General features: G+C 35.0%; 27 protein-coding genes, 1 tRNA gene and 1 pseudogene. 16 read left to right on the top strand and 13 right to left on the bottom strand.

Annotated features, from left to right (window positions below; translation table 11 throughout):
- Nucleotides 1-6: 6 nt before the first annotated feature.
- A complete protein-coding gene (locus tag ACZ5CF_RS00425; RefSeq protein ID WP_464579625.1) occupies nucleotides 7-1,257 on the bottom strand; it encodes a type IX secretion system plug protein in 1,251 nt (416 codons plus the stop codon).
- 174 nt (nucleotides 1,258-1,431) lie between these two features.
- On the opposite strand from ACZ5CF_RS00425, the gene ACZ5CF_RS00420 reads away from it, so the two are divergent.
- The 8 genes from ACZ5CF_RS00420 (at nucleotide 1,432) to ACZ5CF_RS00385 (ending at nucleotide 8,965) form a co-directional block, all read left to right on the top strand.
- Nucleotides 1,432-2,787: a Na(+)-translocating NADH-quinone reductase subunit A gene (locus ACZ5CF_RS00420; protein WP_464579624.1), complete on the top strand. Its 1,356-nt coding sequence runs from the start codon at nucleotides 1,432-1,434 to the stop codon at nucleotides 2,785-2,787.
- 2 nt (nucleotides 2,788-2,789) lie between these two features.
- Nucleotides 2,790-3,995 carry an NADH:ubiquinone reductase (Na(+)-transporting) subunit B gene (locus ACZ5CF_RS00415; protein ID WP_464579622.1) on the top strand — a complete coding sequence of 402 codons (1,206 nt, stop codon included), beginning with the start codon at nucleotides 2,790-2,792 and terminating at the stop codon, nucleotides 3,993-3,995.
- Between the two features lie 3 nt (nucleotides 3,996-3,998).
- Nucleotides 3,999-4,748 carry a Na(+)-translocating NADH-quinone reductase subunit C gene (locus ACZ5CF_RS00410; protein WP_464579621.1) on the top strand — a complete coding sequence of 250 codons (750 nt, stop codon included), beginning with the start codon at nucleotides 3,999-4,001 and terminating at the stop codon, nucleotides 4,746-4,748.
- 6 nt (nucleotides 4,749-4,754) lie between these two features.
- The gene (locus ACZ5CF_RS00405; protein WP_464579620.1) at nucleotides 4,755-5,399 is read left to right on the top strand and encodes an NADH:ubiquinone reductase (Na(+)-transporting) subunit D; all 645 of its coding nucleotides are present in this window, start codon (nucleotides 4,755-4,757) and stop codon (nucleotides 5,397-5,399) included.
- A gap of 55 nt (nucleotides 5,400-5,454) precedes the next feature.
- The gene (nqrE, locus tag ACZ5CF_RS00400) at nucleotides 5,455-6,171 is read left to right on the top strand and encodes an NADH:ubiquinone reductase (Na(+)-transporting) subunit E (protein WP_464579618.1); all 717 of its coding nucleotides are present in this window, start codon (nucleotides 5,455-5,457) and stop codon (nucleotides 6,169-6,171) included.
- A gap of 1 nt (nucleotide 6,172) precedes the next feature.
- The gene (gene nqrF, locus ACZ5CF_RS00395; RefSeq protein WP_464579616.1) at nucleotides 6,173-7,486 is read left to right on the top strand and encodes an NADH:ubiquinone reductase (Na(+)-transporting) subunit F; all 1,314 of its coding nucleotides are present in this window, start codon (nucleotides 6,173-6,175) and stop codon (nucleotides 7,484-7,486) included.
- Between the two features lie 113 nt (nucleotides 7,487-7,599).
- Nucleotides 7,600-7,977, top strand: a complete 378-nt coding sequence (locus tag ACZ5CF_RS00390; RefSeq protein WP_464579615.1) for a Na(+)-translocating NADH-quinone reductase subunit F — start codon at nucleotides 7,600-7,602, stop codon at nucleotides 7,975-7,977.
- Between the two features lie 10 nt (nucleotides 7,978-7,987).
- The gene (locus tag ACZ5CF_RS00385) at nucleotides 7,988-8,965 is read left to right on the top strand and encodes an FAD:protein FMN transferase (RefSeq protein ID WP_464579613.1); all 978 of its coding nucleotides are present in this window, start codon (nucleotides 7,988-7,990) and stop codon (nucleotides 8,963-8,965) included.
- A gap of 6 nt (nucleotides 8,966-8,971) precedes the next feature.
- On the opposite strand, the gene ACZ5CF_RS00380 is transcribed toward ACZ5CF_RS00385, so the two are convergent.
- Nucleotides 8,972-9,736: a class I SAM-dependent methyltransferase gene (locus tag ACZ5CF_RS00380; protein ID WP_464579611.1), complete on the bottom strand. Its 765-nt coding sequence runs from the start codon at nucleotides 9,734-9,736 to the stop codon at nucleotides 8,972-8,974.
- A 63-nt stretch (nucleotides 9,737-9,799) separates the two neighbouring features.
- A complete protein-coding gene (gene map, locus ACZ5CF_RS00375; RefSeq protein WP_464579609.1) occupies nucleotides 9,800-10,615 on the bottom strand; it encodes a type I methionyl aminopeptidase in 816 nt (271 codons plus the stop codon).
- 113 nt (nucleotides 10,616-10,728) lie between these two features.
- Between map and ACZ5CF_RS00370 the strand changes: the two genes are divergently transcribed.
- Entirely contained in the window at nucleotides 10,729-11,997 is a 1,269-nt protein-coding gene (locus ACZ5CF_RS00370; protein ID WP_464579608.1) for an acetyl-CoA hydrolase/transferase family protein, read from the top strand.
- Here the strand turns inward: ACZ5CF_RS00370 and ACZ5CF_RS00365 are convergent, their stop codons facing one another.
- Both ACZ5CF_RS00365 and gpmI read right to left on the bottom strand, forming a co-directional pair.
- The gene (locus tag ACZ5CF_RS00365; protein ID WP_464579606.1) at nucleotides 11,998-12,546 is read right to left on the bottom strand and encodes a thioredoxin family protein; all 549 of its coding nucleotides are present in this window, start codon (nucleotides 12,544-12,546) and stop codon (nucleotides 11,998-12,000) included.
- Between the two features lie 15 nt (nucleotides 12,547-12,561).
- A complete protein-coding gene (gpmI, locus tag ACZ5CF_RS00360) occupies nucleotides 12,562-14,079 on the bottom strand; it encodes a 2,3-bisphosphoglycerate-independent phosphoglycerate mutase (RefSeq protein ID WP_464579604.1) in 1,518 nt (505 codons plus the stop codon).
- Nucleotides 14,080-14,292: 213 nt separating this feature from the next.
- Here gpmI and ACZ5CF_RS00355 point away from each other — a divergent pair, with 213 nt between their 5' ends.
- Nucleotides 14,293-14,697: an ankyrin repeat domain-containing protein gene (locus tag ACZ5CF_RS00355; protein ID WP_464579603.1), complete on the top strand. Its 405-nt coding sequence runs from the start codon at nucleotides 14,293-14,295 to the stop codon at nucleotides 14,695-14,697.
- Between the two features lie 102 nt (nucleotides 14,698-14,799).
- Here ACZ5CF_RS00355 and ACZ5CF_RS00350 read toward each other — a convergent pair whose 3' ends face one another.
- The 8 genes and pseudogenes from ACZ5CF_RS00350 to ACZ5CF_RS00315 all read right to left on the bottom strand — a co-directional run bounded on the left by ACZ5CF_RS00350 (nucleotide 14,800) and on the right by ACZ5CF_RS00315 (nucleotide 21,077).
- Nucleotides 14,800-14,967: a DUF6747 family protein gene (locus tag ACZ5CF_RS00350; protein ID WP_464579602.1), complete on the bottom strand. Its 168-nt coding sequence runs from the start codon at nucleotides 14,965-14,967 to the stop codon at nucleotides 14,800-14,802.
- 244 nt (nucleotides 14,968-15,211) lie between these two features.
- Nucleotides 15,212-15,999, bottom strand: a pseudogene (locus ACZ5CF_RS00345) (M48 family metalloprotease).
- Nucleotides 16,000-16,030: 31 nt separating this feature from the next.
- Nucleotides 16,031-16,768 (bottom strand): M15 family metallopeptidase, encoded by a 738-nt coding sequence (locus ACZ5CF_RS00340; RefSeq protein ID WP_464579600.1) that lies wholly within the window; start codon nucleotides 16,766-16,768, stop codon nucleotides 16,031-16,033.
- A 4-nt stretch (nucleotides 16,769-16,772) separates the two neighbouring features.
- Complete coding sequence (locus ACZ5CF_RS00335; RefSeq protein WP_464579598.1) at nucleotides 16,773-17,279, bottom strand: GNAT family N-acetyltransferase; 507 nt, start codon at nucleotides 17,277-17,279, stop codon at nucleotides 16,773-16,775.
- On the bottom strand, nucleotides 17,279-17,560 hold the full coding sequence (locus ACZ5CF_RS00330) for a GNAT family N-acetyltransferase (protein WP_464579597.1): 282 nt from the start codon (nucleotides 17,558-17,560) through the stop codon (nucleotides 17,279-17,281). The genes ACZ5CF_RS00335 and ACZ5CF_RS00330 overlap by 1 nt, the downstream gene beginning before the upstream one ends.
- Nucleotides 17,561-17,633: 73 nt before the next feature.
- Nucleotides 17,634-18,812, bottom strand: coding sequence for a gliding motility-associated C-terminal domain-containing protein (locus ACZ5CF_RS00325; RefSeq protein WP_464579596.1), 1,179 nt, complete (start codon nucleotides 18,810-18,812; stop codon nucleotides 17,634-17,636).
- Entirely contained in the window at nucleotides 18,805-19,215 is a 411-nt protein-coding gene (locus ACZ5CF_RS00320; protein ID WP_464579595.1) for a hypothetical protein, read from the bottom strand. Before ACZ5CF_RS00320 ends, ACZ5CF_RS00325 begins: the two co-directional genes overlap by 8 nt.
- A gap of 38 nt (nucleotides 19,216-19,253) precedes the next feature.
- Entirely contained in the window at nucleotides 19,254-21,077 is a 1,824-nt protein-coding gene (locus ACZ5CF_RS00315; protein ID WP_464579594.1) for a hypothetical protein, read from the bottom strand.
- Between the two features lie 556 nt (nucleotides 21,078-21,633).
- On the opposite strand from ACZ5CF_RS00315, the gene ACZ5CF_RS00310 reads away from it, so the two are divergent.
- From ACZ5CF_RS00310 to ACZ5CF_RS00285, 6 genes are all read left to right on the top strand, one after another.
- Nucleotides 21,634-21,709 (top strand) — tRNA-Gly (locus ACZ5CF_RS00310).
- A 95-nt stretch (nucleotides 21,710-21,804) separates the two neighbouring features.
- Complete coding sequence (locus ACZ5CF_RS00305) at nucleotides 21,805-22,236, top strand: hypothetical protein (protein WP_464579592.1); 432 nt, start codon at nucleotides 21,805-21,807, stop codon at nucleotides 22,234-22,236.
- A 7-nt stretch (nucleotides 22,237-22,243) separates the two neighbouring features.
- Nucleotides 22,244-22,540 carry a hypothetical protein gene (locus tag ACZ5CF_RS00300; RefSeq protein WP_464579590.1) on the top strand — a complete coding sequence of 99 codons (297 nt, stop codon included), beginning with the start codon at nucleotides 22,244-22,246 and terminating at the stop codon, nucleotides 22,538-22,540.
- A gap of 16 nt (nucleotides 22,541-22,556) precedes the next feature.
- Nucleotides 22,557-23,303, top strand: coding sequence for a hypothetical protein (locus ACZ5CF_RS00295; protein WP_464579588.1), 747 nt, complete (start codon nucleotides 22,557-22,559; stop codon nucleotides 23,301-23,303).
- A gap of 71 nt (nucleotides 23,304-23,374) precedes the next feature.
- Nucleotides 23,375-23,884: a DUF6702 family protein gene (locus tag ACZ5CF_RS00290; RefSeq protein WP_464579586.1), complete on the top strand. Its 510-nt coding sequence runs from the start codon at nucleotides 23,375-23,377 to the stop codon at nucleotides 23,882-23,884.
- A gap of 68 nt (nucleotides 23,885-23,952) precedes the next feature.
- Nucleotides 23,953-26,265: a M1 family metallopeptidase gene (locus ACZ5CF_RS00285; RefSeq protein WP_464579584.1), complete on the top strand. Its 2,313-nt coding sequence runs from the start codon at nucleotides 23,953-23,955 to the stop codon at nucleotides 26,263-26,265.
- Nucleotides 26,266-26,321: the final 56 nt, after the last annotated feature.

The following is a 26,321-nucleotide window of genomic DNA, read 5'->3' as shown; positions in this document are numbered from 1 at the left end:
TGATAGTTAGTTGGTTATTGTTTCTCCGTTTGCACTTCCTATCCCTATAATATTGTCGTACTGACCACCAAAATCTCGATAATATACCAACACTAAATAATTATTTTCTGTTTGGTAGTGATTGCCTCCAAGAGCATTGTAACGTATTTCTCCGTTTGGCGAAACCAATACATATTTATAGTTGTAAAATCCTTGTTTTAATAGTAATGAGCCTTCTAAAGTATTAGTGTTCTCATTATAGGTTAGTTTGTTTTCTGGAGTTAATGCATAATTGTTAAACTTACCAAAAACATATACATCTTGTAGACCAATATCTTGGTTATAGCCCAAGCTAAAATGTACTTTGGTGTATTCTGCTTCTGTTCTATTTTCTGTGCCTTGCAACGTACGTATTAAAAAATCACCATTTATATCAGGAAAGTAAGTGTATGGGTCTTTATTTCGCGCATAATCTGTAAATAGGTAATGATTGTAAAGTTCTTTAAGTTCTATTTTTCCTATAGATGCTGTATTTACTCTTAAATCTTTAGTGTCTACATTATAATATTCATTACCACCTTCAAATCGGGTTTCATTATCGTACCTATAAATTAAATTGCTCCCAACAGTAAATTGCGGGGCAATATCAAAAATGGCAGTAGGCCAATGGTAGTTTTGTAATATGGCTATTTTAATTTCTTGTTTAGGATTTACAATCTGAAAATTGTTTGAGTTTATGGTAAATTGTACAACCTGATGAGTGTTTATATAATTAAAATCGCGCGAGCGTTTAATAGTTACACCAACAGAAACTAAATCTTTGTAAACAACAAAACGTCGCGAGAACATAAGTTCATCAAACCTGTTATATATTTCTAATACATAATTACCGGAAAGCTTAAATTTAGTTCTGCTATTGGGTAATTTAAGCTCGTAATGAGAGTAGGGTTGTAATGTGCCATAAGAGTTCTGATAGGTTAAAATACGTTGGTTATCTACACCTTGTAAGTATTGCGATTTAACCAGATTAGAGGGTGTCCAGTCGTAATTGCAATGTATTAATTTGTAATAGTAATCTTCTTCTTGAGCAGAAATATCATCAAAACTTAAATAAATAGGTTCTCCAAGTTTAACAACCGGAAATTGGTCTCCTTCATTATCTCCTTTAAAAATAATGGTTTTAATATAGTTAGGAGGTTCTACTTCTTGTATAGCTTCTTGGCTGTAAGTACATATAGAAAATAAAAGCACCAGCCAAATAAACTTATTTGTATGCATGATGGTATTATGAGTTACAGAGGTAAATATACATAAATTACCAGCCTAAGTGCGATTATTTATTTAGAATGATTATAAATAATAAACTTATATATGTACTCCCTTATTTTCATATAGAATTTCGTAAATTTGCACGACTTTTTCAAAATAAACACTAATCTTATATAAAAGCTTATGTCAAACGACATTAGAATAAAAAAAGGTCTGGACATAAAATTAGTAGGTGAAGCAGAAAAAGCAACAGAAAAAGCTATTGTTAGCAATTTTTGCACCATCAGACCTGAAGACTTCCACGGTGTTATTCCAAAATTAGTTAAAAAAGTAGGCGAAAAAGTAAAAGCAGGAGAGACTGTTTTTTACGATAAGTCTAACGAAGATGTAAAATTTGTTTCGCCGGTTTCTGGTGAAATAGTTGATGTAGTTCGTGGAGAGAAGAGACGTATATTGGCCATAAAAATTCAGGCCGATAAAGAACAGGTGTATCAAGAAAATGCGGTTATAGATGTTAATGCGGCAGGTGCCGACGAGATTAAATCGCATTTATTAGCAACCGGATGTTGGCCTTTTATTAAGCAACGTCCTTATGATATTATTGCTAAACCAAACAGAACACCTAAAGCCATTTTTATTTCGGGTTATGCTACAGCACCGTTAGCAGCAGATTACGATTATGTGCTACAAGGTAAAGAAGCGCAATTGCAAGCTGCAGTTACAGCTTTAGGTAAATTAACCTCAGGAAAAGTTCATGTTTGTGTTGGTAAAAAATCTAACTCACCATTAGCAAACTTAAACGGAATTGCACTACATAAAGTTTCTGGTCCGCATCCGGCCGGAAATGTTGGTGTTCAAATCAACAAAATAGACCCTATAAACAAAGGAGAAGTTGTTTGGACTGTAACTCCGCAAGATTTAGTGATTATTGGAGATTTGTTATTAACCGGAAAATTTAATGCAGAACGTATTGTTGCTTTAGTAGGTTCGGCAATACAAAAACCACGCTACTTTGTAACAAAAATAGGTAGTGAAGTTGCAACAATGATTTATGATAAAGGTGTTGAAAAAGACGCTAATGTTCGTATTATTTCCGGAAATGTACTAACCGGTAAGCAAGTTCAGCCGGACGGCGCATTAGATTACTACAGCAATACCATAACAGTAATACCGGAAGGAGATGACTATGAGTTTTTTGGTTGGAATAAGCCGGTGTTCGACAAGGTTTCTACCACTAGAGCACTAACATTCTCATGGTTATTCCCGAATAAAAAATATGATTTAGATACCAATACAAACGGAGAACACAGAGCTTTTGTTTTAACTGGAAATTATGAAGAAGTGTTTCCGTTTGATATTTACCCGATGCAATTGCTCAAGGCCTGCATGTACAAGGATTTAGACGAGATGGAAGCGTTAGGTATGTACGAAGTAGCGCCAGAAGACTTTGCACTTACAGAGTTTGTGTGCGTATCTAAGCAACCACACCAAAAAATAATTAGAGAAGGTTTAGACTTAATGATTAAAGAAATAGGATAACCATGGGTTTAAAGAGTAATTTGCACAAGCTAAAAGAAAAGTATAAAGGCACTAAAATGGCTCCGGCCTTTAATGCCATTCATACGTTTTTATACACTCCTAACGAAACAACTCACGGAGGAACTCATATTAAAGCAGCCGATGATCTTAAGCGTACCATGAACACCGTTATTATGGCGTTGGTACCTTGCTTAATTTTCGGGATGTTTAATGCAGGATATCAGCATTATTTAGCTTTAGGAACTATTGATGCTGCTACCGGATTTTTTGATAATGCATTCTGGAATTTAGATAACTTTATAATTGGCTTACAAAAAGTATTGCCTCTTGTTATAGTGTCATACGGAGTGGGTCTTGTTATAGAATTTATTTTTGCTGTAATAAAAGGCCACGAAGTAGAAGAAGGATACCTTGTAACAGGAATGTTAGTGCCTTTAATTGTTCCTGTTGATTTACCACTTTGGATGCTTGCTGTTGCAGTAGCATTTGGAGTAATAATAGGAAAAGAAGTATTTGGTGGTACAGGAATGAATATTCTTAACCCTGCACTTACTGTAAGAGCCTTTTTATTCTTTGCTTACCCAACCTGGATGAGTGGAGACAAAGTATGGGTTCACGGTGCAGTTGAGCGTGCAGGAACTCCAGATGCTATTTCCGGAGAAACCATTTTAGGTAGCTTGGCTCAAAACCAAGAAGTAAGCTACTCTATTGCAGATATGTTCTATGGTTTTATTCCGGGTTCGGTTGGAGAAACTTCAACATTACTTATTCTCTTAGGAGGATTATTCTTAATATTCACCAAAATTGGAAGCTGGAGAATTATGCTCTCTTCTGTATTAGGAGCCATAGTTATGGGGCTAATATTTAACTATGTAGTAGATGCAGGTATTATAACAGAGAGCAGCAAGTTTTACGGCTTAATGAGTACTGAATTCTGGCAACACCTGTTAATTGGTGGTTTTGCATTTGGTACAGTATATATGGCTACAGATCCTGTAACAGCTTCACAAACCAATACAGGAAAATGGATTTACGGATTCTTAGTAGGTTTCATATCAATTTTAATTAGAGTATTTAATCCGGCTTACCCAGAAGGTGTAATGTTGGCAATTTTATTAATGAATGTGTTTGCGCCTACTATAGATCATTACGTAATACAAGCCAACGTAAAACGAAGAATGAAACGTTTAAAAGCAAAAACTGCCTAAGAGATGGAAAACAGAACTGAAAAAAATTCATATACCGTTCTCTTTGCTGTAGGAATGGTAATTGTTGTAGGCTCATTGTTAGCTTTTGTTGCAGCATCGCTTAAAGACACTATTACAGAAAATAAGCGCTTAGAGAAGCAACAAAACATTTTGTATGCAATGGGAATTAACAACAATCAAGATACCGGAGTAGAATTTGTATCTACTACCGAAGCTCCCGAGCTATTCTCTAAATACATAAAAAAACAATTAGTAATACAAGATGGCAAGGTTACAGAAGATGACCAAGCTTACTTAATAGATGTTAAAAAAGAGAAAGCATTAGCAAAAGACCCATCGTATAATAGAAGATTACCGCTTTTTGTTGGAGAAAAAGATGGTAAAACATATTACGTAGCACCAATTTACGGAAAAGGATTATGGGATGCTATCTGGGGATATGTAGCTATGGATGAGAATATGGTTGTTCAAGGTGTATTCTTTGATCATAAAGGAGAAACCCCCGGTTTAGGAGCTAATATTAAAGAGCGTTTTTTTATGGATGATTTTACCGGAGAACATCTTTTAGATGAAAACGGAAACTTTAAAGGAATAACTGTTGCCAAAGGAAATGCAGATCCTAAAAACGAAGATAAAACCGATAATGAAGTAGATGCCATAGCAGGTGCTACTATTACCGGAGACGGTGTTTCGGCAATGATTAAAAGCGATCTTAAACTGTATGTTCCTTTCTTTAAAAACTTAAAAAACTAATTTTTTATGGGACTTTTATCAAAAAAAGATGCCAAGTTAATTTTAGATCCGTTAGCAGATAACAACCCTATTACCATACAAGTATTAGGTATCTGTTCTGCCTTGGCAATTACAGCAGAGTTAAAAGCCTCTATAGTAATGGCAATCTCTGTACTTTTTGTAATGGGAGTTGGTAACGTAGTTATCTCTTTAATTAGAAATATAATTCCTTCAAAAATTAGAATTATAGTACAATTAACAGTAGTTGCATCTTTAGTAATTATTGTAGACTTAGTGTTAAAAGCTTTTGCTTATGAGCTCAGCAAAACTCTTTCTGTATTTGTTGGGTTAATTATTACCAACTGTATTATTATGGGACGTTTTGAGGCCTTTGCTCTTGGTAATGGTCCTTGGCGCTCATTTTTAGACGGTATAGGTAATGCATTGGGTTACGGAGTAATTTTAATTATTGTAGGATTTTTTAGAGAGTTACTTGGATCAGGAACATTATTAGGATTTAAAGTTTTAGGAGATCCAATAGAGAAAACCGGACTATATGCTTTTGGTTATGAAAACAATGGGTTTATGTTGTTATCGCCAATGGCGCTTATAGTAGTAGGAATTATCATTTGGGTTCAACGCTATAAAAACAGAGCCTTAATAGAAGACTAAGGTAGTTGAATATGTTAATCGTATAAAACAATCGATTGCAGAAAACTAAAAAATTATGGAACACATAGAATTATTTTTTAAATCAATATTCATAGATAACATGGTATTTGCCACATTCTTAGGAATGTGTTCTTACCTTGCTGTTTCTAAAAAGGTTTCAACTGCCGTAGGTCTTGGGGCAGCAGTAATATTTGTATTAGCTATTACAGTACCATTAAACTGGTTGCTAGATCAATATATTTTACAAGAAGGAGCTTTAGCTTGGTTAGGCGAAGAATTTGCTAGCTATGATTTAAGCTTCCTTTCGTTTATTATGTTCATTGCTACTATTGCAACCATGGTACAGCTTGTAGAGATTATTGTAGAGAAATTTTCTCCGGCACTATATAACTCGCTTGGTATTTTCTTACCACTAATTGCAGTTAACTGTGCTATACTTGGAGGGTCTCTATTTATGCAATCAAGAGAAATAGCAACACTTGGATTAGCATTTAACTACGGAGTATCGTCTGGTATTGGTTGGTTTTTAGCCATACTTGCTATTGCAGCAATTAGAGAAAAAATAAGATACTCTAATGTGCCTGCTCCCTTACGTGGACTGGGTATTACCTTTATAATTACAGGGCTTATGGCTATTGGTTTTATGAGTTTTGGAGGAATGCTTACCGGAGGTGATGAAGAGGCAAAACCTAAAACAGAAGCTGTAAAAACCGATACAAAAAAACAAGAAAACAAATCGTTAGCCGATAATAAAACTAAAGTAGTAGAATAACATGATTTTAGCCGCAAGTACATTCGGAATCGTAGCAGCAACAGTAGCAGCATTCTTATTTGTTACCTTACTTTTAGTTGCATTGCTATTGTTTGTTAAGCAAAAATTATCGCCATCCGGACCGGTAAAAATTACCATAAATGGTGAAAAAGAAATAGAAGTTGCTTCGGGAGGATCATTACTATCTACCCTTGGTAACAGCAAAATATTTTTACCTTCTGCATGTGGTGGAGGTGGTACCTGTATTCAATGTGAGTGTAAAGTACTTTCCGGTGGTGGAGAGCCTTTACCAACAGAAACGCCTCACTTTACCAGAAAAGAATTGCAAGAAGGGGCTCGTTTGGCATGCCAAGTAAAAGTAAAGCAGGATATGGAAATTACCATTCCTGAAGAAGTATTTGGTATTAAAAAATGGGAAGCAACTGTTGTTAGAAACTATAACGTAGCATCGTTTATTAAAGAGTTTGTAGTAGAGATTCCTGAAGATATGAACTACAAACCCGGAGGTTACATTCAGATAGAAATCCCTCCTTGTGAAATTAAATATACAGATATAGATATTACTGCGCACCCACAAGAACACCCGGGTGAGCCAGATAAGTTTAAATTAGAGTGGGATAAATTCAACCTGTGGTCTTTAGTAATGAAAAATGATGAGGTTGTAGAGCGTGCTTACTCTATGGCATCTTATCCGGCAGAGGGTAGAGAAATTATGTTAAACGTTCGTGTTGCTACTCCACCATGGGATAGAAACAAAAACGATTGGATGGATGTAAACCCAGGTATTGCATCATCATATATTTTCTCTAGAAAACCGGGAGATAAAGTAACAATCTCAGGTCCTTACGGTGAGTTCTTTATAAATGAGTCTGATGCAGAAATGTTATATGTTGGTGGAGGTGCAGGGATGGCTCCAATGCGCTCACACTTATATCACTTATTTAAAACATTAAAAACAAACAGAAAAGTTACTTACTGGTATGGTGGTCGTTCTAAACGTGAGCTGTTTTACTTAGATCACTTTAGAGAGTTAGAAAAAGAGTTCCCTAACTTTAGATTCTTTGTAGCGCTTTCAGAACCACTTCCGGAAGATAACTGGAAAGTTAAGAAAGATATTAACGATGAAGAAGGTGATGGTTTTGTAGGTTTTGTACACAATTGTGTTATTGAGCACTACTTAAATCACCATGAAGCCCCAGAAGATATAGAACTTTATTTCTGTGGACCGCCATTAATGAACAAAGCGGTACAAAAAATGGGAGAAGATTTTGGTATCCCAGATGAAAATATTCGATTTGATGATTTCGGAGGTTAAAATCGAATTATTAACTCCATTCAAAAAAAAGCCGAGGTATTCACCTCGGTTTTTTTGTTCTTAGCAAAAAATCTTTAGTTTTTTAAGCCCCAATTATATGTTATTTTTGTAATATGAGCAGACCACTAACAAAGCAAGAAATGCACAACCTGGCAATGAATCTGGTTGGTAGAGATTTAGAGAAGCGAGGGTTTGAGTTTATTGCAGTAAACAGCAAATTAAAAAAGCATCCGCAATTTGTTTGTATAGACAAAAACAAACAATATTTTTTTGTAATAGTTAGGGTAGTTATTTTACCTGAAAACCCTAATAATTATGATGTAGTTTGGATGGAAACTTTTAAAAAGCACGCTCAAAAACACAATGCAAAAGTGCTTTATGCCGGTGTTGGTTTGGGTAATCCTAACGGAGAAGATTTGCCTATATATTTAAATGAAGAGTATTTACTAGAATATAACGGCATACAATTTATAGATACAAACTTTAATTAGTACAGAGTACATGCAACGTTTAGCTGTTTTTATAACTTTATTGTTACTTATTAGCTGTAATAACCCAAGTGCTGTAAAACTCTCAGGGCCGGTTTTTGGAACATCTTATAACATACAATACTACCATGAAAATAATATAAATTTTGAGGCTCAAATAGACAGTTTGTTTTACGTAGTAAACAAATCTATGTCTACCTACATACCTACATCAATTATATCTAAAGTAAATAGCAATCAATTAGATTCTGTAGATTATCACTTTAAAAAAGTTTTTAATACCTCTAAACAAATTTATACAGAAACTAATGGTTATTTTGATCCTACCATTGGTATTGTTGTTAATGCATGGGATTTTGGCCCGGAAGGTAAAATTGCTCAATTAGATAGCCTTAAAATAGATAGTTTAATGCAGTTTGTTGGTCTTGACAAAGTGAAATTAACCAACAAAATAATTACCAAACCCAAAGGAACTTTTATAGATTTTAATGCTATTGCTAAAGGGTATGCCGTAGATGTTGTTGCAGAATTTTTAAAAACCAAAGGTGTTACGAATTTTTTAGTTGAAATAGGAGGAGAAATTAGGGTTTCCGGAAAAAATGTAGCAAAAAATAGCGATTGGAAAATTGGCATAAATGATCCTAATTTTTCTGGAGAGCAACATTACAGCAAGGTAATTTCACTTACCAATGCCGCAATGGCTACATCGGGTACTTACAGAAAATTTAAAATAGATGAGCATGGTAACAGATATGCTCATATTATAAATACACAAACCGGATATCCTTCTAAAACAAATATTTTAAGCGTATCGGTTATTGCTCCAACCTGTATGGAGGCAGATGCTTATGCAACAGCTTTTCAGGCTATGGGAATACAAAAAATAAAAAGTTTTTTAAAGCTAAAATCAGATATTAAGGCGTATTTAATTTTTGAAAATTCTAAAAACGAGTTAGAAACGCTCTCTATTAATAATTTTCCGGAAAAGTAGTAATATTTATTTTTTAACCACCGGAATTATTTCGCCCTCAGCCAAGCAATATCGTAAAATTTGTTCTTTACTTAAGGTGGCTGTGTAGTTTACTTGCAATACTTTAAAACCAATACTTTCTAATTTAGAAAAATAATCTTTACCGTAAATTCTAACATGATCATACTGACCAAAAATTCGTGCTCTTTCTTTTTTATCTGTAATACTATTGTCTTCAAAAGTTACCTCTCTGTTGTTGTCTAAAGGAACTTGCAATATGGCAAAACCACCGGGTTTCAGCACTCTATAGAGTTCTTCCATTGCTTTAGTGTCATCTGTAATATGTTCTAAAACGTGATTGCAAAGTATTACATCAAACAAATTATCATTAAACGGTAAGTTGCAAATATCTGCTTTTATATCAGCTAAAGGAGAATGCAAATCGCAAGTGGTATAGGTAAGGTTTTCCATTTTTTTAAACCTGCTGTAAAATGCTTGCTCAGGTGCAATGTGGAGCACCTTTAATTTTTTTTCAAAAAAAGGAGTTTCGTTTTTTAAATACAACCAAAGTAACCTATGGCGTTCTAACGAGAGCGTAGAGGGAGAAAGCACATTGCTTCTTTGAGTACCATATCCGTAAGGTAAAAAACGTTTAAAGCTTTTCCCATCAATAGGGTCGGTGTAGGTATTGCCTTTTAAAGCAAATGCTAAAAAAGGCCTAATTAAATAGCTTAATTTAATTAAAACAGGTCTTGGTATAGTATTTAAAACTAAGCCTATTATTTTTTTCAAAATCCGGTAAATGCTTTAGATAGTTTTTTAAAACCGTAATGCTTGCTACTTAGAGTTTTAAAACTACACTAATTGTGTTTGTCTAAACTCATCTTCTTCGTTGCTTTTAATACCCAACGCTTCGTATATATAAGCAAATGTAGATAATAGCTCTGGCTTACCGTTTACTATTGCCACATTATGTTCAAAATGAGCGCTTGGTTTTTTATCTCTGGTAGTAATTGTCCAACCATCACGATGTTGCCTAATCTCTTTGGTTCCCATATTAATCATAGGTTCTATGGCAACTACCATACCTTCAACAAATTTTTTACCCCTTCCTCTTTTTCCGTAATTAGGCATTTCTGGGTCTTCGTGCATTTTTCTGCCTAAACCATGTCCTACAAGCTCTCTAACAACGCCATACCCATGAGCTTCACAGTATTGTTGTATAGCATAACCAACATCGCCAACACGATTACCTATTTTAAATTCTCTAATACCTATGTATAAAGACTCTTTTGTAACGGTTAACAGTTTTTTAGTTTCAGGATTTATCTCACCAACCTCAAAAGTATAGGCATGATCTCCGTAAAACCCGTTTTTTAAAACTCCGCAATCAATAGATACTATATCGCCTTCTTTTAAAGGAACATCATTAGGAATACCGTGTACAACTTGCTCATTAGGGCTAACACACAAAGTATTAGGAAAATCATAAAGTCCTAAAAACCCAGGAACTCCGCCATGGTCTCTAATAAAAGTTTCTGCAAGTTTATCTAAATATAAAGTAGTAATGCCGGGCTTAATTTCTTTAGCCAGCATTCCTAAGGTTTTAGACACTAAAAGTGCGCTTTCGCGCATAATTTCAATTTCTTCTTTTGTCTTAACGTGTATCATGCCTGCAAAGGTAACGAATATTTAATTTTTGCTTAATTAATAATTTTTTAAAACCCTGAAAAATATCATGTTTTTGCAAGGTAATGCCTTGTAATTTTACAACAAAAATCACAATGAGCAAATACAAAACTCCGGAAGAAGCAGTATCTATAATAAAGTCTAATGATAGAGTTTATTTACAAGCAGCAGCTGCAGCACCCACAATTTTAGCTAATGCAATGACAAATAGGGCTCACGAGCTTAAAAATGTTGAAGTGTGTCATTTACATACAGAGGGTGAAGCTGCATATGCTAACCCCGATTTAAAAGATAGTTTTCATGTAAATTCATTTTTTATTGGAAAAAATGTTCGCCACACATTAAAGGCAGGAAATGGGTCATATACTCCGGTTTTTTTAAGTGAGTTGCCACGGCTATTTAGAAAAAATATTATTCCGTTAGATGTTGCATTAATTCATGTATCTCCTCCAGACAGGCATGGGTATTGTTCTTTAGGGGTTTCTGTTGAAGCAACTCAGGCAGCAATAGAAAACGCTAAACATGTAATAGCACAAATAAATCCTCAAATGCCAAGAACACATGGAGACGGGATAATACATATTTCTGAAATAGATACTTTGGTAGAAGTAAACACACCAATTTACGAACACAAAGTTGCTCCCATAAGCCCGGAAGAAGAAAAAATAGGTAGTTATATTGCCGAATTGATTGAAGACGAGAGTACGCTGCAAATGGGTATTGGTTCTATACCTAATGCAGCACTAAGCAAACTACATAATCATAAAAACTTGGGGCTTCATACAGAGATGTTTTCTGATGGCGTAATAGATTTAATAGAGAAAGATGTAATTAACGGTAATTACAAAGGGGTTAACCCGGGGCGTGCAATGGCAACATTTTTAATAGGCTCTAAAAGACTTTACGATTTTGTAGATGATAATCCTTTTATAGAAATGAGAGATGCATCTTTTGTTAATGATGTTTCTAGAGTTAAAAAGAACCCGAAAATGGTAGCAATCAATTCGGCCATAGAGGTAGATGTAACCGGACAAGTTTGTGCAGACTCTATTGGTTATGATATGTATTCCGGGGTTGGTGGTCAGATGGATTTTATTAGAGGAGCTTCATTAAGTGAAGGAGGAAAAGCTATAATTGCACTCCCATCGGTTACAAAAAAAGGAATCAGTAGAATAGTACCATTTTTAAACAAAGGAGCAGGGGTTGTAACTACACGAGCGCATGTACACTATGTAATTACAGAATATGGCGTTGCTAACCTTTACGGTAAAACATTAAAGGAACGTGTAAAAGCATTGGTTAACATTGCACATCCTAACCACAGAGAGCAAATAGAACGAGAATATTACAATGCAATAAGTTAATTATTCTTCATAGGCATGCTTATAAGGCTGGTTGGTTACAATAGTAAGCATATCTTTTTCTAACGTTTCTATTGGGTATTCAACAATACGGCCTAATTCTTTACCATCTTTGTAAAAAATAAAGGTTGGGACTCTCTCTATGTTTAGATTTTTTTCGTGTTGCTCAGGAGTGGTTTTATCTCTGCTAACAGCATATAACGTTAAATTTTCAGAATTAAAAGAAGCAGTCTCAAGTATTTTATAAAAAAACGGTACCTCTCTTTTACTGTCTTTACACCATGTGCCCATAAACACCTTTATTGTAACATCTTTTAGTGCTGTTTTAAGCTCATTTAAGGTATTATTGTCTGCATGGTATAAATTATAATTTTCTGTAAACCAACTAGAGAAAGGGGGCTGTAAAAATCCTTGCTTATTGGCTTTACCCAATAAAATAACGGTGTCTTTGTAAGGAACTGTCTTATTTATATTATTTTCTGATGTTAATTTTTTTTGTGAAGCGCAGGCGGTAAGTATTCCTAAAACTAACAATAAACTTAGTTTTTTCATGATATATAATAAACTTTAGATTAATGAATTTTGGGTCATAGCATCAGGTTTTTCTACTCCCATCATTTTTAAAACAGTTGGTGCTACATCACCTAAAATTCCGGAGTTAACTTTTTTAATGTCGTTGTCTACTACTATAATAGGTACAGGATTGGTTGTGTGTGCTGTGTTAGGGCTACCATCAGGATTTAACATAGTATCACAATTGCCATGATCTGCTATTATTATTACCGAATAATTGTGTTTTACTGCTTTGCTAACAACTTTGCTTACACATTCATCTACAACTTCACAGGCTTTTACTGCAGCATTAAAATCGCCGGTATGTCCAACCATATCCGGATTGGCATAATTTAAACATACAAAATTAAAATGCTCTTTTTCTAATTCAGTAATTATAGCATTTGTAATATCGTAAGCACTCATTTCGGGTTGTAAATCGTAGGTTGCCACCTTGGGAGACGGACATAAAATTCGTTCTTCTCCCGGAAAAGGTTCTTCACGACCTCCATTGAAAAAGAAAGTAACGTGCGGATATTTTTCGGTTTCTGCAATGCGTAGTTGCTTTTTATTAGCTTTTGATAAAACTTCACCTAACGTTTGTGTTATGTTTTCTTTTTCATATACCACATGCACATTTTTAAAAGTTTCATCATAGTTGGTCATTGTAACATAGTATAACGGTAATTTGTGCATGTTATACTCATGAAAGTGTTGTTGTGATAATACTTGAGTTAATTGTCTTCCTCTATCTGTTCTGAAATTAAAAAACACAACTACATCATTATCACTAATTGTAGCAACCGGAGTTTTATCATTGCTGTACAATACAACAGGTTCTATAAACTCGTCGGTTACTCCTTTACTATAACTATCTGTTATTGCTTGAACAGGATTTGTATATGGATTTCCTTTACCGTTTACTAACAAATCATAAGCAAGTTTTGTGCGTTCCCACCTTTTGTCTCTATCCATGGCATAATACCTGCCAATAATAGACGCAAGTTGTGCGTTTTTGCTGTTACAATACTCAGCAATATCTTTAATAAATTCTTTCCCACTTTTAGGATCTACATCGCGTCCGTCTGTAAAGGCGTGCACAAACACATTTTTTAACCCAAAATAATGTGTTGTATCTAACAATCCTTTTAAATGATTTATGTGAGAATGAACACCACCATCACTAACCAGACCTAATAAATGTACCTTTTTGTTATTGTTTTTAGCATAAGTAAACGCATCAACTAAAACTTTCTCATCTTTAAGAGATTTGTTTTGTACGGCAAGATTAATCTTAGCTAAATCTTGATAAACAATACGTCCGGCGCCTAAGTTCATATGACCAACCTCACTGTTTCCCATCTGCCCATCGGGGAGCCCTACATTCATTCCGTCTGTTAGTAAAGTACTGTTAGGGTATTGCTTATATAAGTTATCTATAAAAGGAGTGTTAGCGTTGTCTATGGCAGAAATTTTTGGATCTGGAGAGATTCCCCAACCATCTAAAATCATTAATATTACGTTCTTATTCATATAATTTTATTGTGCCTCAAAGATAAAAGTAGTTAGCAGAAAACTAAAGTATTTTTTAAAACAAACACCTATTAAGTTAAAATTAGTATAAGAATTAACAACTCTTTATAAATAAAGGTTAAAGTAATGTTATTTAATATTTTTTAGTGAAACACTACTAAATATTATTCGTCATTTTATATATAAATCAAAAAACCTTTTAAAACATTCATCATGAAAAAAACAATTTTAACTGTTGTCTTTGCAGCTGCTTTTATTTTACCAAGTTTGCAGGCTGCCGAAAGTAATGCATTATTAGAGAATGCAATTAATAAAAAAGCTACTATAAATGCTGTTAGTTTTAAGATTTCTCCCTTTTGTTTAGCTATTGCAAAAGGAGATTTAGATACAGTAAAAAAATTAATTGCTTTAGGTGCAGATGTAAACGAACAATCTCAAGATCTTACCCCTGCTATGTATGCCGCAAGATATAACCGAACGGCTATTTTAAAACTTTTAATAGAAAATGGCGCAAATTTAGAGACCGTAAATGTTAATGGTTTAACTGCCAGAAAAATTGCAAAAATATCTGGTGCAGATAAGGCTGTTGCAATTATTGATGAGGCTTTGAGTAGTTAAATTTTAGTTAGTTAATTAAAAAGGCTGCTTTAATAGTAAAGCAGCCTTTTTGCATATACATATAGTGTTCTCAAACCATTGTTATTAAAACAATGGAAAATTTTAAAAAGTATAGCCTGTTAATAATCTATAAAAGAAAGCATAAAATAGTAATCCTAGGCAAAAAAAGCAAAACCAAGAAAAGGTTTTTAAGAATGCAACTACATACTTAGGAGTAGTGTTTTTAAATGCTTCTTCATAAATTTCTTTTAAAAGTAAAAATGTTCCCATATAGTTGTGTATTGTAATTAAACATAAGGCATAGCTAAGTGGTTACACAACAAGCTTGAGGCAACATTTTGTAATGTAAGAAACAAAAGATGAAATTAACTCATACAGTTGTTTAATGCGTAATAAATATATTGTACGTTTACAGTAAAGTTAAAAAAATAAGTTTAAATCTGAAATTTTTTGGATAAACGATTAATTCTTGGTGATATTAGGTAATGCTAAAGGTGATTTTAAGGATTAGATTTTAAGATTTGGTTTTGAGTTTTTTATACTTTTCAATTGCCTCTTTAATTTTTGCTATCCTGTTTTCAGGATCAGGGTGTGTACTTTGAAACTCCGGAACGCTACTAGAACCGCTAGCTTTTTTTAAAATTTTCATTACGCTTATAAGTGCTTCGGGATTGTAGCCTGCTTTAATCATAAATTTTACACCAAGCTCATCACTTTCAAGCTCATCATCTCTTCCGTATTTCATATTAATAACATTAGCTACTAAAGCCGCTATTTGTGTGGTGGATTGACTTTCTGTTCCTACCGCTACACCACTTAAAATACCTTGAGTTAGCTCTTGTTTAGACAACCTTTCTGCAGAGTGTCTGGCTATAACATGACCAATTTCATGCCCTAAAATTCCAGCCAATTCATCTTCTGTGCTTAGTTTATTGTATATACATAGGTTATAAAAATTTGTCCACCTGGGAGCGCAAATGCATTTATGGTTTTATTGTCTGCAAGCAAATGAAAATCAAAAGAGGAAGGGGTTTGTTTAGCAATAGTGTTATTTACCAGTTTTTGCCCCACCATATCTACAAAAGCTTGAAGCCTGTTATCGGGATGTAAACCGCCATGTTGCGCCATCATTTGCGGAGCACTTTGCAAGCCTATGGCTATTTCTTGATTTGGTGTTAAAGAAATTGCTTGTTTTTTGCCGGTATACGGATTTAGTTCTGTAGATGAACAATACTTTACAACTGCAAATACAGCAATAGCCAAGCCTATTAAAATTTTAACTTTAGATTTTGTTCTTCTCATAATTACTAAAAGATAATAAATTAAATAATTTTTAAAGCAAATAAGGGTTAATGTCTAAAATATTTTCTTTGATGTATGTTTTAATAAATCCGGTAGAAAAATGCTCACTACCTATAAAATTCTCGTGCTTTAAAAATTTCATAATATTAATTTTCCTAAATTGCTTAAGCATGGGTTTAGATAAAGGGGCATAGCTGTAATGCCAAGGTTCATATTTAAAGCCTTTTCTGTTAGGATTATCAGTATATACTAGATGAAAACCATAAATATCTGCATAGGCTTCCATCCATTCTCTTAAAGCACTATAGCGCCCTTTTTCTATGTAATTTTCTGTAATTAATATTTTTCCAGAGTGTTTTGTGTATGCATCAAAAACGTCAATATCTGTACCCCAATGATGACGAGAAGTACCTGGTATTGTTGAGTATTCTATTATTTTTTGTAATGCAGCTTTAGGATCTAAGCCCTCTTGTGTGAAACTTAAATATTTTTGCTCCCAAATACTTTTTTGACGTTCAAAACTTCTGTAGCCAGACGCAATATTAATGTTAACCCCATCTGCTTTAGCTGCTAGTTGCATCTCTAAAAAAGCTTCGTATGCTTCTTTTCTTAAATGATTTCCTTCGCCATAAAGTTTAGGTGTAACCTTACCGGTTAACTCTAAATCTGAATATTCTTGTACAGCTAAGTTGTTAGAAATAAATAAACTTGGTGTTGCTATTGCAAATGTTGCTAATGATGAATTTTTTATAAACGTTCTTCTTTTCATACTTTTAAAGAGGATTATGCTTAACATAAAGCAATGCAGGCATATTATTGTACATAAATTTTTCAACAAAATTCATTCCACATTTTTCTAAAACTCTAACTGATGCATAGTTATACTGATGAACATGAGCGTAGATTACCTTTAATTGTAATTTTTTAAATCCATATGCCAAAGATGCCTTTGTTGCTTCTGTAGCATAACCATTACCCCAATGATGCTTTAAAAACCTATATCCTACTTCTGTATAATTTTTATCCGGATGATATTTTAATCCTGTCCAACCTAAAAATTGATTATTCTTTTTCAATATAACAGCCCATCTACCTCGTTTATACAATTGGTATTGATGATAGTTGTGAATAAATAACCTTGCTTCAGCAATATTTTTAAAAGAAACATCTCCAGTAAATTTTAATACTTCTTTATCTGCATTTAATTCAAATAAAGATGGGGCATCTTTTAAACTAAACTCTCTAAGTAATAATCTGGATGTCTCTGCAATTACATTCATTATTTAAGCAATGAGTTATATTCAGTATGCTTTTTAAAATAAGCATCGGAAAAAGGACAAAGGGGCAGTATTTTGTAGTTGTTATTTTCAGAGAATGTTATAACATTTTTTATAAGCTCATTGCCTAGTCCTTTACCTCTGTAGTCATCATTAACTTCAGTATGATCAATTATTAAAGTGTTGGGCTTAGCTATAGAATAAGTTATCTCTGCAACTTTAGTGTTATTTATTTTGATAGAAAAAGCACCTCTATTGTTGTTTTGTGCTTGCAGTATTTTCATGTGACCGTGGTTTCTATAAAAATACCATTATTTTTAAGAAAACAGACATTAAACCAGCTGACAATCAATGAGCTTATCTAGATATGTAAATGTATCCTTGGTGTTGAGAACCAATGTCATGCATTTCCAGAATATAAAAATAAGTACCTGTAGGAAGCTGAGAGTCTTTATTTACAACCATAGAAACATTGGCTATGCCGTTAAAAGAGTTATCGTAATTTTCTTTTTTAAATACTAACTTTCCCCATCTATTAAAAATACTCATGGTATTTGCTCCTATTTCTTCAATACCAGGGAGTTCTAAAAAATCATTTAAACCATCACCATTAGGTGAGATAAAATAATTTGAAAGACCTTCACCGGTATCGGCATCTAAATATAATGATGACTGATTGGCAAATGTAAAGGCAGCGTAATCGTCTGGAATGATTTCTATTGAAGATATTGAACCATTTTCTAATGATCCGGCAACAAACGTATTACCTAAACTAATCCATTGGTTGTTTATTATGCTCCATCCGGCAATAATAAGATCGTCTAAATCATCTGTGAGTGATGCTATAGCACTATTAGGGTCCCAGGTTAACGTAATATTTGTTTCCTGAGTACCTTCTAAAACCCAAAATTCTGTAGTACTAATATTGTCTAATTCAGGGTGCTTTTCTGAAGTAGTAATCGAAAAATTAAAAACACTTGTTGTGTTAGGATTTTCTCTAAAATAAGCACTTTTATAAGTGGTTTCAAAATCAGCATTTTCTATGATTAATGGGCGTAAAAAACTCCCATCACCAACTGGAAAGGTATAAGTACTAACACCATTAACAGATGCGTAACCGTTTACATGTGCACTATTTGAGGCTCCTACGTAATAAGCATCATCAATAAAATCAAACGAGATAGAAGAATTATTTTTTGGTGTTACAATATTCCCCAACATAAAATTATTAGTGTTATACACACCAACAGGTACATTTAAAATTAATTTTGATGCAGCTTGATCAAGATTATAGAAAACAGGTTTTTTACTCCCTGAAACTTGTAATGTACCAGAACTGTATATGCCAACAAGCCCTTTGTTTTCATCAAAATTACCATCATTAATAATGTCAAGATGAAAACCAACAGTTCCTTGCTCATGAATAGTTACATTGCCGGCATTGTAAAATGCAGTTTGGCTAATAACCAAACAAGAACAGAAGAGCGGTATAAGCCTTGTTAAAGTTTTAGTTATGTAAAATAAAAAACTATTCATAAGCATGGAATATAACAACAACCCTTTCATTATAAATGTCATTAGGTTGAACCCTTAGAACAGGGTTAGAGCTGTTATTAGTAACAGTTCCTGGGGTGTAGGTAACGTTTATTGTAAAACCGTCTGTATTAAAGCTTGTTAAAGAGGCTGTAATTTTACCAAGGCTATTACCATTCTGATCGCCATAACGTAAACCAATGCAATTTGAGCTTGATGCGTATCTAGAAATATCGTTAATGGAATTACCATGTCCGCCTACATAAATAACTTGCTGTGTAATACTACCACTATCATCTCTGGCAAAACCATTCATGGTACCATAAGAATTACTTATTCCTCTTGCATTATTTCCTACTTGGTTGTCATTGTCAATATTCAGTTGTTCAACGTTTGCATGAGCCACAAAACTTACTTTAGAAGGCTTAAATGGTAACCCAGATATTACTTGGTTTCCTGATGAGGTAATAATAAAATACCCAACGTAAGCATTTGAAGGCCCGACAGGTCCTTGTGGTCCAACAGGTCCTTGTTCACCCTGATCACCTTTCGGTCCTTGTGGTCCAGCAGGTCCAACAGGTCCTTGCTCACCCTGATCACCTTTAGGTCCTTGCGGTCCAACAGGTCCGGCAGGTCCTTGTTCACCCTGATCACCTTTAGGCCCTTGTGGTCCAGCAGGTCCAACAGGTCCTTGTTCGCCCGGATCGCCTTTAGGTCCTTGTGGTCCAACAGGTCCAGCAGGTCCGGCAGGTCCTTGTTCACCCTGATCACCTTTAGGCCCTTGTGGTCCAACAGGTCCAACAGGTCCTTGTTCGCCCTGATCACCTTTCGGTCCTTGTGGTCCAACAGGTCCAGCAGGTCCGGCAGGTCCTTGCTCACCCTGATCACCTTTCGGTCCTTGCGGTCCAACAGGTCCGACAGGTCCTTGCTCACCCGGATCGCCTTTAGGTCCTTGGGGTCCAACAGGTCCGGCAGGTCCTTGCTCACCCGGATCGCCTTTCGGTCCTTGTGGTCCAACAGGTCCAACAGGTCCTTGCTCACCCGGATCGCCTTTAGGTCCTTGGGGTCCAGCAGGTCCGGCAGGTCCTTGCTCACCCTGATCACCTTTCGGTCCTTGTGGTCCAGCAGGTCCAGCAGGTCCTTGCTCACCCTGATCACCTTTCGGTCCTTGTGGTCCAGCAGGTCCGGCAGGTCCTTGTTCACCCTGATCACCTTTAGGTCCTTGTGGTCCAGCAGGTCCAACAGGTCCTTGTTCACCCTGATCACCTTTCGGTCCTTGTGGTCCAGCAGGTCCGGCAGGTCCTTGTTCACCCTGATCACCTTTAGGTCCTTGCGGTCCAACAGGTCCTTGCTCACCCGGATCGCCTTTAGGTCCTTGCGGTCCAACAGGTCCAACAGGTCCTTGTTCACCCGTATCACCTTTCGGTCCTTGGGGTCCAACAGGTCCAGCAGGTCCGGCAGGTCCTTGTTCACCCTGATCACCTTTAGGCCCTTGTGGTCCAACAGGTCCAACAGGTCCTTGTTCGCCCTGATCACCTTTCGGTCCTTGTGGTCCAACAGGTCCAGCAGGTCCGGCAGGTCCTTGCTCACCCTGATCACCTTTCGGTCCTTGCGGTCCAACAGGTCCAACAGGTCCTTGCTCACCCTGTTCACCTTTAGGTCCTTGCGGTCCAACAGGTCCTTGCTCACCCTGATCACCTTTCGGTCCTTGTGGTCCAGCAGGTCCGGCAGGTCCTTGTTCACCCTGATCACCTTTAGGTCCTTGTGGTCCAGCAGGTCCAACAGGTCCTTGTTCACCCTGATCACCTTTCGGTCCTTGTGGTCCAGCAGGTCCGGCAGGTCCTTGTTCACCCTGATCACCTTTAGGTCCTTGCGGTCCAACAGGTCCTTGCTCACCCGGATCGCCTTTAGGTCCTTGCGGTCCAACAGGTCCAACAGGTCCTTGTTCACCCGTATCACCTTTCGGTCCTTGGGGTCCAACAGGTCCAGCAGGTCCGGCAGGTCCTTGTTCACCTTGGTCACCTTTAGGTCCTTGCGGTCCAGCAGGTCCTTGTTCACCTTGATCACCTTTAGGTCCTTGCGGTCCAGCAGGCCCGGCAGGTCCTGGGTCGCCTTGATCACCTTTAGGTCCTTGCGGTCCAGCAGGCCCGGCAGGTCCTTGTTCACCTTGATCACCTTTAGGTCCTTGCGGTCCAGCAGGTCCTGGGTCGCCTTGATCACCTTTAGGTCCTTGCGGTCCAGCAGGTCCTTGATCACCTTTAGGTCCAATTAAATTTGGAGTAGTAAAGCTTGAACCATATGTATAATTAAATGTTATTGTTCCATCACCATTATTGACTGTAGATTCTATTCCTACTCCATTTTCTCCTGAAGTACATAGATTATTCCATGTGCTTCCATCAAAATAAAAAACACATTTAACATCGGTATTAAATACTAAAGCTCCTTTAAGAGGAGTAATACTCTGCATTTGAGTATTAGTAACTCTTGTTAAAACAAATGCTTTTGTGGTACTTTCTAATTCTAAAATGGAGTTAGAATCTATGATATTAGGATTATTACCTATTTTGACTTGCGAAGATGCTAAATGAGCAGTGCACACTAGAAAAAAAAGCAAGTAAAGTCTAAATAATGTCATGGTTTAGGGTTTAATAAAATTTGGGTAACTATAAATAAACAAAGCAAAATTACAACGTTATTAGTATAAGTTTATTGTTTTTCTGGTAAATGTAGTTTTATGTGGTTGAAAGGTTAAATTTATTTAGACGAATAGTAAAATATGTTTGATAATTTTAAAATACCTTTTTATATTTGCGCCTGTTTTGCGGGAGTAGCTCAGTTGGTAGAGCGTCAGCCTTCCAAGCTGAATGTCGCGAGTTCGAATCTCGTCTCCCGCTCCAAAACCCAAGCTCAAAAAGCTTGGGTTTTTTTGTTTTTAACAAAACTTTACCGATTTCTTTTCAGTTTAATTATATCTTCTTATTTTCTTTACACTATGAAAAAACTTGTGTATATAATATTTGTTTTTACTATTACAGTAGCTGCTCAAGAAAACCAAATTATAAGAGGTGAAGTTTTGTATAGAAATGTTGGTGTGGTTGGCCAAAATGTAATAAATATTACTTCAGAAAAGGCAACAATAACCAATAAAGATGGGGAGTTTACTATACCAGCAAAAATTGGAGACATACTTGCTTTTACTGCTGTAAATTACGAATTGAAAACAGTAAAAATAACTAAGGAAATAATTGATAAAGGAAGATTGGTTGTAGAAGTTAAAGAAAAAGTGACTGAGCTTGATGAAGTTGTAGTTACTCCAGAAAATCAAGAGAAGTTTTTAGATGCGCAGCAAGAACGATTTAAAAAAGTTTTTTACGAAACAGATAGAAGCCACTCAAGTAGAAAATTATGCGTTAGCTCAAAGTGAAAGAGGTATGCAGCATGGGGTAAATTTTGTAAACATTTTTAAGGCAATTTTCAAATCGAATAGAAAAGGTGATAATATTAATAAAACAATTAAACCGAGTAATGTTTTAAGACAATTGTACGATGATATGTTTTTTGTGTACTACCTTAAAATACCTCAGGCTAACATTAACGATTTTTTGTTTTATTGCGATACCAAGTTTGATGATAACAAGTTGTTTAGAAAAGACTCAGAGTTTTTTTTAATTGATTTCTTAGTAACAGAAAGCAAAAACTATTTAAAAACCTTAAATACTGGAAATTAAAAAGTTAATAATACTAGTGTGCTTTATACACGCTTCTGTTATAGCTCAGCAACCCACTTTTACACTGAAAGGAGTTGTTAATGTAGCGCCACAAGATAGAGAGGGCATTACAGTACAGAATGTAAATTCCAACAATGCTACAATAACTAACAATAATGGTTTTTTTTCAATTTCAGTTAAAGAGAATGATACACTACTAATAAGATCTTTACAATTTAGTACTACCAAAATAATTATAAATAAAAGCCATAAAATAAATCCATTTATAACACTAAATCTGTTACCGAAGGTTAATCAACTTGAAGAGGTTACAGTAATGCCTTATAATCTAACCGGATCTATTGCACATGATGCAAAGCAAATAAACACTGATGATTACACATTACTTTTTAAAACAGGAATTCCAAATGCCGGAGTTATCTTGCCTACAAAAAATAAAAGAAAATTATATACAGCTGTTAGTTCGCCCAACGGCTTGTCAGTAGATTACATTATAAATATTATATCGGGAAGAATTAAACAGCTAAAAAGCCGAATTGCTCATGAAGAGGCCCAAAAAAACATAAATAGTGTAGTAAATAACTATGAAGATTTGCTTTTGTCTAATGCATTCAATCTAAAGCAAGACCATATATATAGTTTTTTAGATTTTTGTGCTCAAGATTCGGACTTTAGTAATTTGTTGTCTGACAACAACAATTTAAAACTGTTTGATTTTTTAAAAGAGAAGTGTGAAGAATTTAAAGCAATAAACAAATTATAACCAGATTTAAAATTTTTTTAGGTAAAACGGAATACATTTTGTTTTACATTTACCCATCAAATAATAAAAATATGAGATTAAAAGTTAAACTAATATTACTTTTTGTAAGTGTACTTTTACTCGCTTTCACAGCAGCGCATAAATTTTACGTAAGCGTAACAAATGTTGATTATTCTGAAAAAGATAAAGCACTGCAAATAACTTCTAGAATTTTTATAGACGATTTTGAATATATTCTTAAAGAACGATATGATTTTACTGCTAAACTTGGCACAAAAAAAGAACATCCAAAAGCAAATGATTATATAGATAGGTATTTAAAAAGCTTTTTAGAAATAAAAATTAATGGTAAGCCGGTAGCGTTAAACTTTTTAGGAAAAGAATACGATGTAGATATTATGAAATGCTATATAGAAGTAGAAAATATAGACGCACAAAAAATCCAATCAATAGAAGTCTCTAATAAAGTACTTTTTGATGCTTTTGATGATCAGCAAAATGTCGTCCATATACGATTGAAAGACGACAGGAAAAGTTTTATTTTTATCAAAGGAAATCATAAAGGAATGTTAAACTTTTAACAAACCAAACCACAACCATTAAAAGTTAGTATTTTTCGCAATTATCAAGTAAAAACAATTTAAAAACTATGAATCGGTTAAAGTTATGCCTTTTGTCTTTGGCTTTAATTTTTGGTGCTACAACCTTTGCGCAAGAAGAGAAAAAGCCAGAAAGAAAACCCGGACACACAAACACAAATAAGTTTAGACAGTTGTACCAAGAGTTTTCTACACCTAATATGTTTAGAACAGCTTCTGGTGCACCCGGTCCTGCATACTACCAGCAGCAGGCAGACTATAAAATGGACATTGAGTTAGATGATAAAAACCAACGTTTATCTGGTTTTGAAACCATAACTTACACAAATAACTCGCCAGATGTTTTAGATTACCTTTGGGTTCAGCTCGATCAAAACATGCGAGCTAAAGACTCTAAAACCCCTTTAATTCAAGACGATGGCGTACAACCGGCAATCCAACCCGGAGGCTTTGTTAACAAATATATGACAGAACCTTTTGATGGTGGATTTAATATAGAATTGGTTACAGACACTAATGGTAAACCATTATCATATACCATTAACCAAACCATGATGCGTGTAGAACTTCCAAAACCACTTAAAACCGGAGAGAAGTTTTCATTTAACATAAAGTGGTGGTATAATATTAATGATCACGTAAATGGTAGAGGTCGTTCTGGGTATGAGTATTTCCCTAAAGATGGTAATTATGCATATGTTATTGCTCAGTTTTACCCAAGAATGGCTGTATATAATGATGTAGAAGGATGGCAAAATTCACAGTTTTGGGGAAGAGATGAGTTTGCTTTACCTTTTGGTAATTTTGAAGTGAATATTACGGTTCCAGCCGATCATATTTTAGATGCAACCGGTAAACTTACCAATCGTAAAGAAGTATTTAGTAAAGAAATGCTTCGTCGTTACGAGCAAGCAAAAAAATCGTTTGATAAACCTGTTTTAATTGTTACCCAAGAAGAAGCAGAAGCTGCAGAAAAAGGCTTTTCTGAAAAGAAAAAAACCTGGAAATTTTATGCTGAAAATGTGAGAGATTTTGCTTTTGCAACTTCACGTAAATTTATTTGGGATATGATGGCTGTTAAAATTGGCGATCGTACCGTAATGGCAGTATCATTATATCCAAAAGAAGGTAACCCGCTTTGGGAAGAATATTCTACCAAAGCAGTTGCAAGCACTTTAGAATCGTATTCAAGAATGACGTTTGATTATCCGTACCATAAAGCCATTTCTGTACATGCTAAAAATCAAGGTATGGAGTATCCGATGATTTGCTGGAATTATGGTAGACCGGATGAAAATGGTAATTATAGTGAGCGTACAAAATTTGGGATGATTAGCGTAATTATACACGAAATAGGACACAACTATTTCCCAATGATTGTTAACTCAGATGAGCGCCAGTGGACTTGGATGGATGAAGGGTTAAATACATTTTTACAATATGTAGCAGAGCAAGACTTTGGTGAAAAATATCCTGAAGCAATTGCTCCTCATGATAAATATCCATCAAGAAGAGGACCGGCAAAAAACATAATTCCTTACATGTCTGGAGACCAAGATTATATTGCTCCTATAATGAGTAAAGGATTAAACACCTACCAATTTGGTAACAATGCCTACGGTAAACCGGCAACAGCTTTAAATATTCTTAGAGAAACCATAATGGGTAGAGAGCTGTTTGATTATGCATTTAAAACCTATTCGCAACGCTGGATGTTTAAACATCCAACTCCTGAAGACTTCTTTAGAACAATGGAAGATGCATCTGCTGTAGATTTAGATTGGTTCTGGAGAGGTTGGTTCTATACAACAGATTATGTAGATATTGGAGTTAAAGAGGTTAAAAAATACTACCTAACTTCTAAGCCAAACAAACAAATTAGAGAAATGGCAGCCCAAAGAGGTATAGATTTAGAAAGATTACCACCGTTAGTATATTTTGTAGAAGAGGGGAGTGAAGATTTTGATGAAAGCCTTAAAAACCAAACTGCAACAGAGGTATCTACCATTAACGAGTATTTAATGGATAACTTTACCGAAGAAGAGCGCAAAAAGATTAAAAACCCTAAATACTTTTATAAAGTTACTTTCGAGAAACCGGGCGGATTAGTAATGCCTATTATAGCAGAATATACTTATGAAGACGGAAGTAAAGAAATTGTAAAGTACCCTGCAGAAATTTGGAGGCTTAACGATAAAGAAGTTAGTAAAGCTATTGCATCAGATAAAGAAATAGTTTCTATAGTTGTAGACCCTTACGAAGAAACTGCAGATATAGATACCTCTAACAATGCTTGGCCATCAAAAGAAACTAAATCTGATTTTGATGCCTTTAAAGAGAAAGTAAGAGGAAAAGAAGATTAATTTATACACAAAATATTAATTAAAGTCGGCTCTTAGAGCCGACTTTTTTATATATA

The organism is Lutaonella thermophila (genome assembly GCF_055387725.1).
Note: the sequence above shows the minus strand (reverse complement) of the source record. Positions and strands in the feature narration are given on the sequence as shown.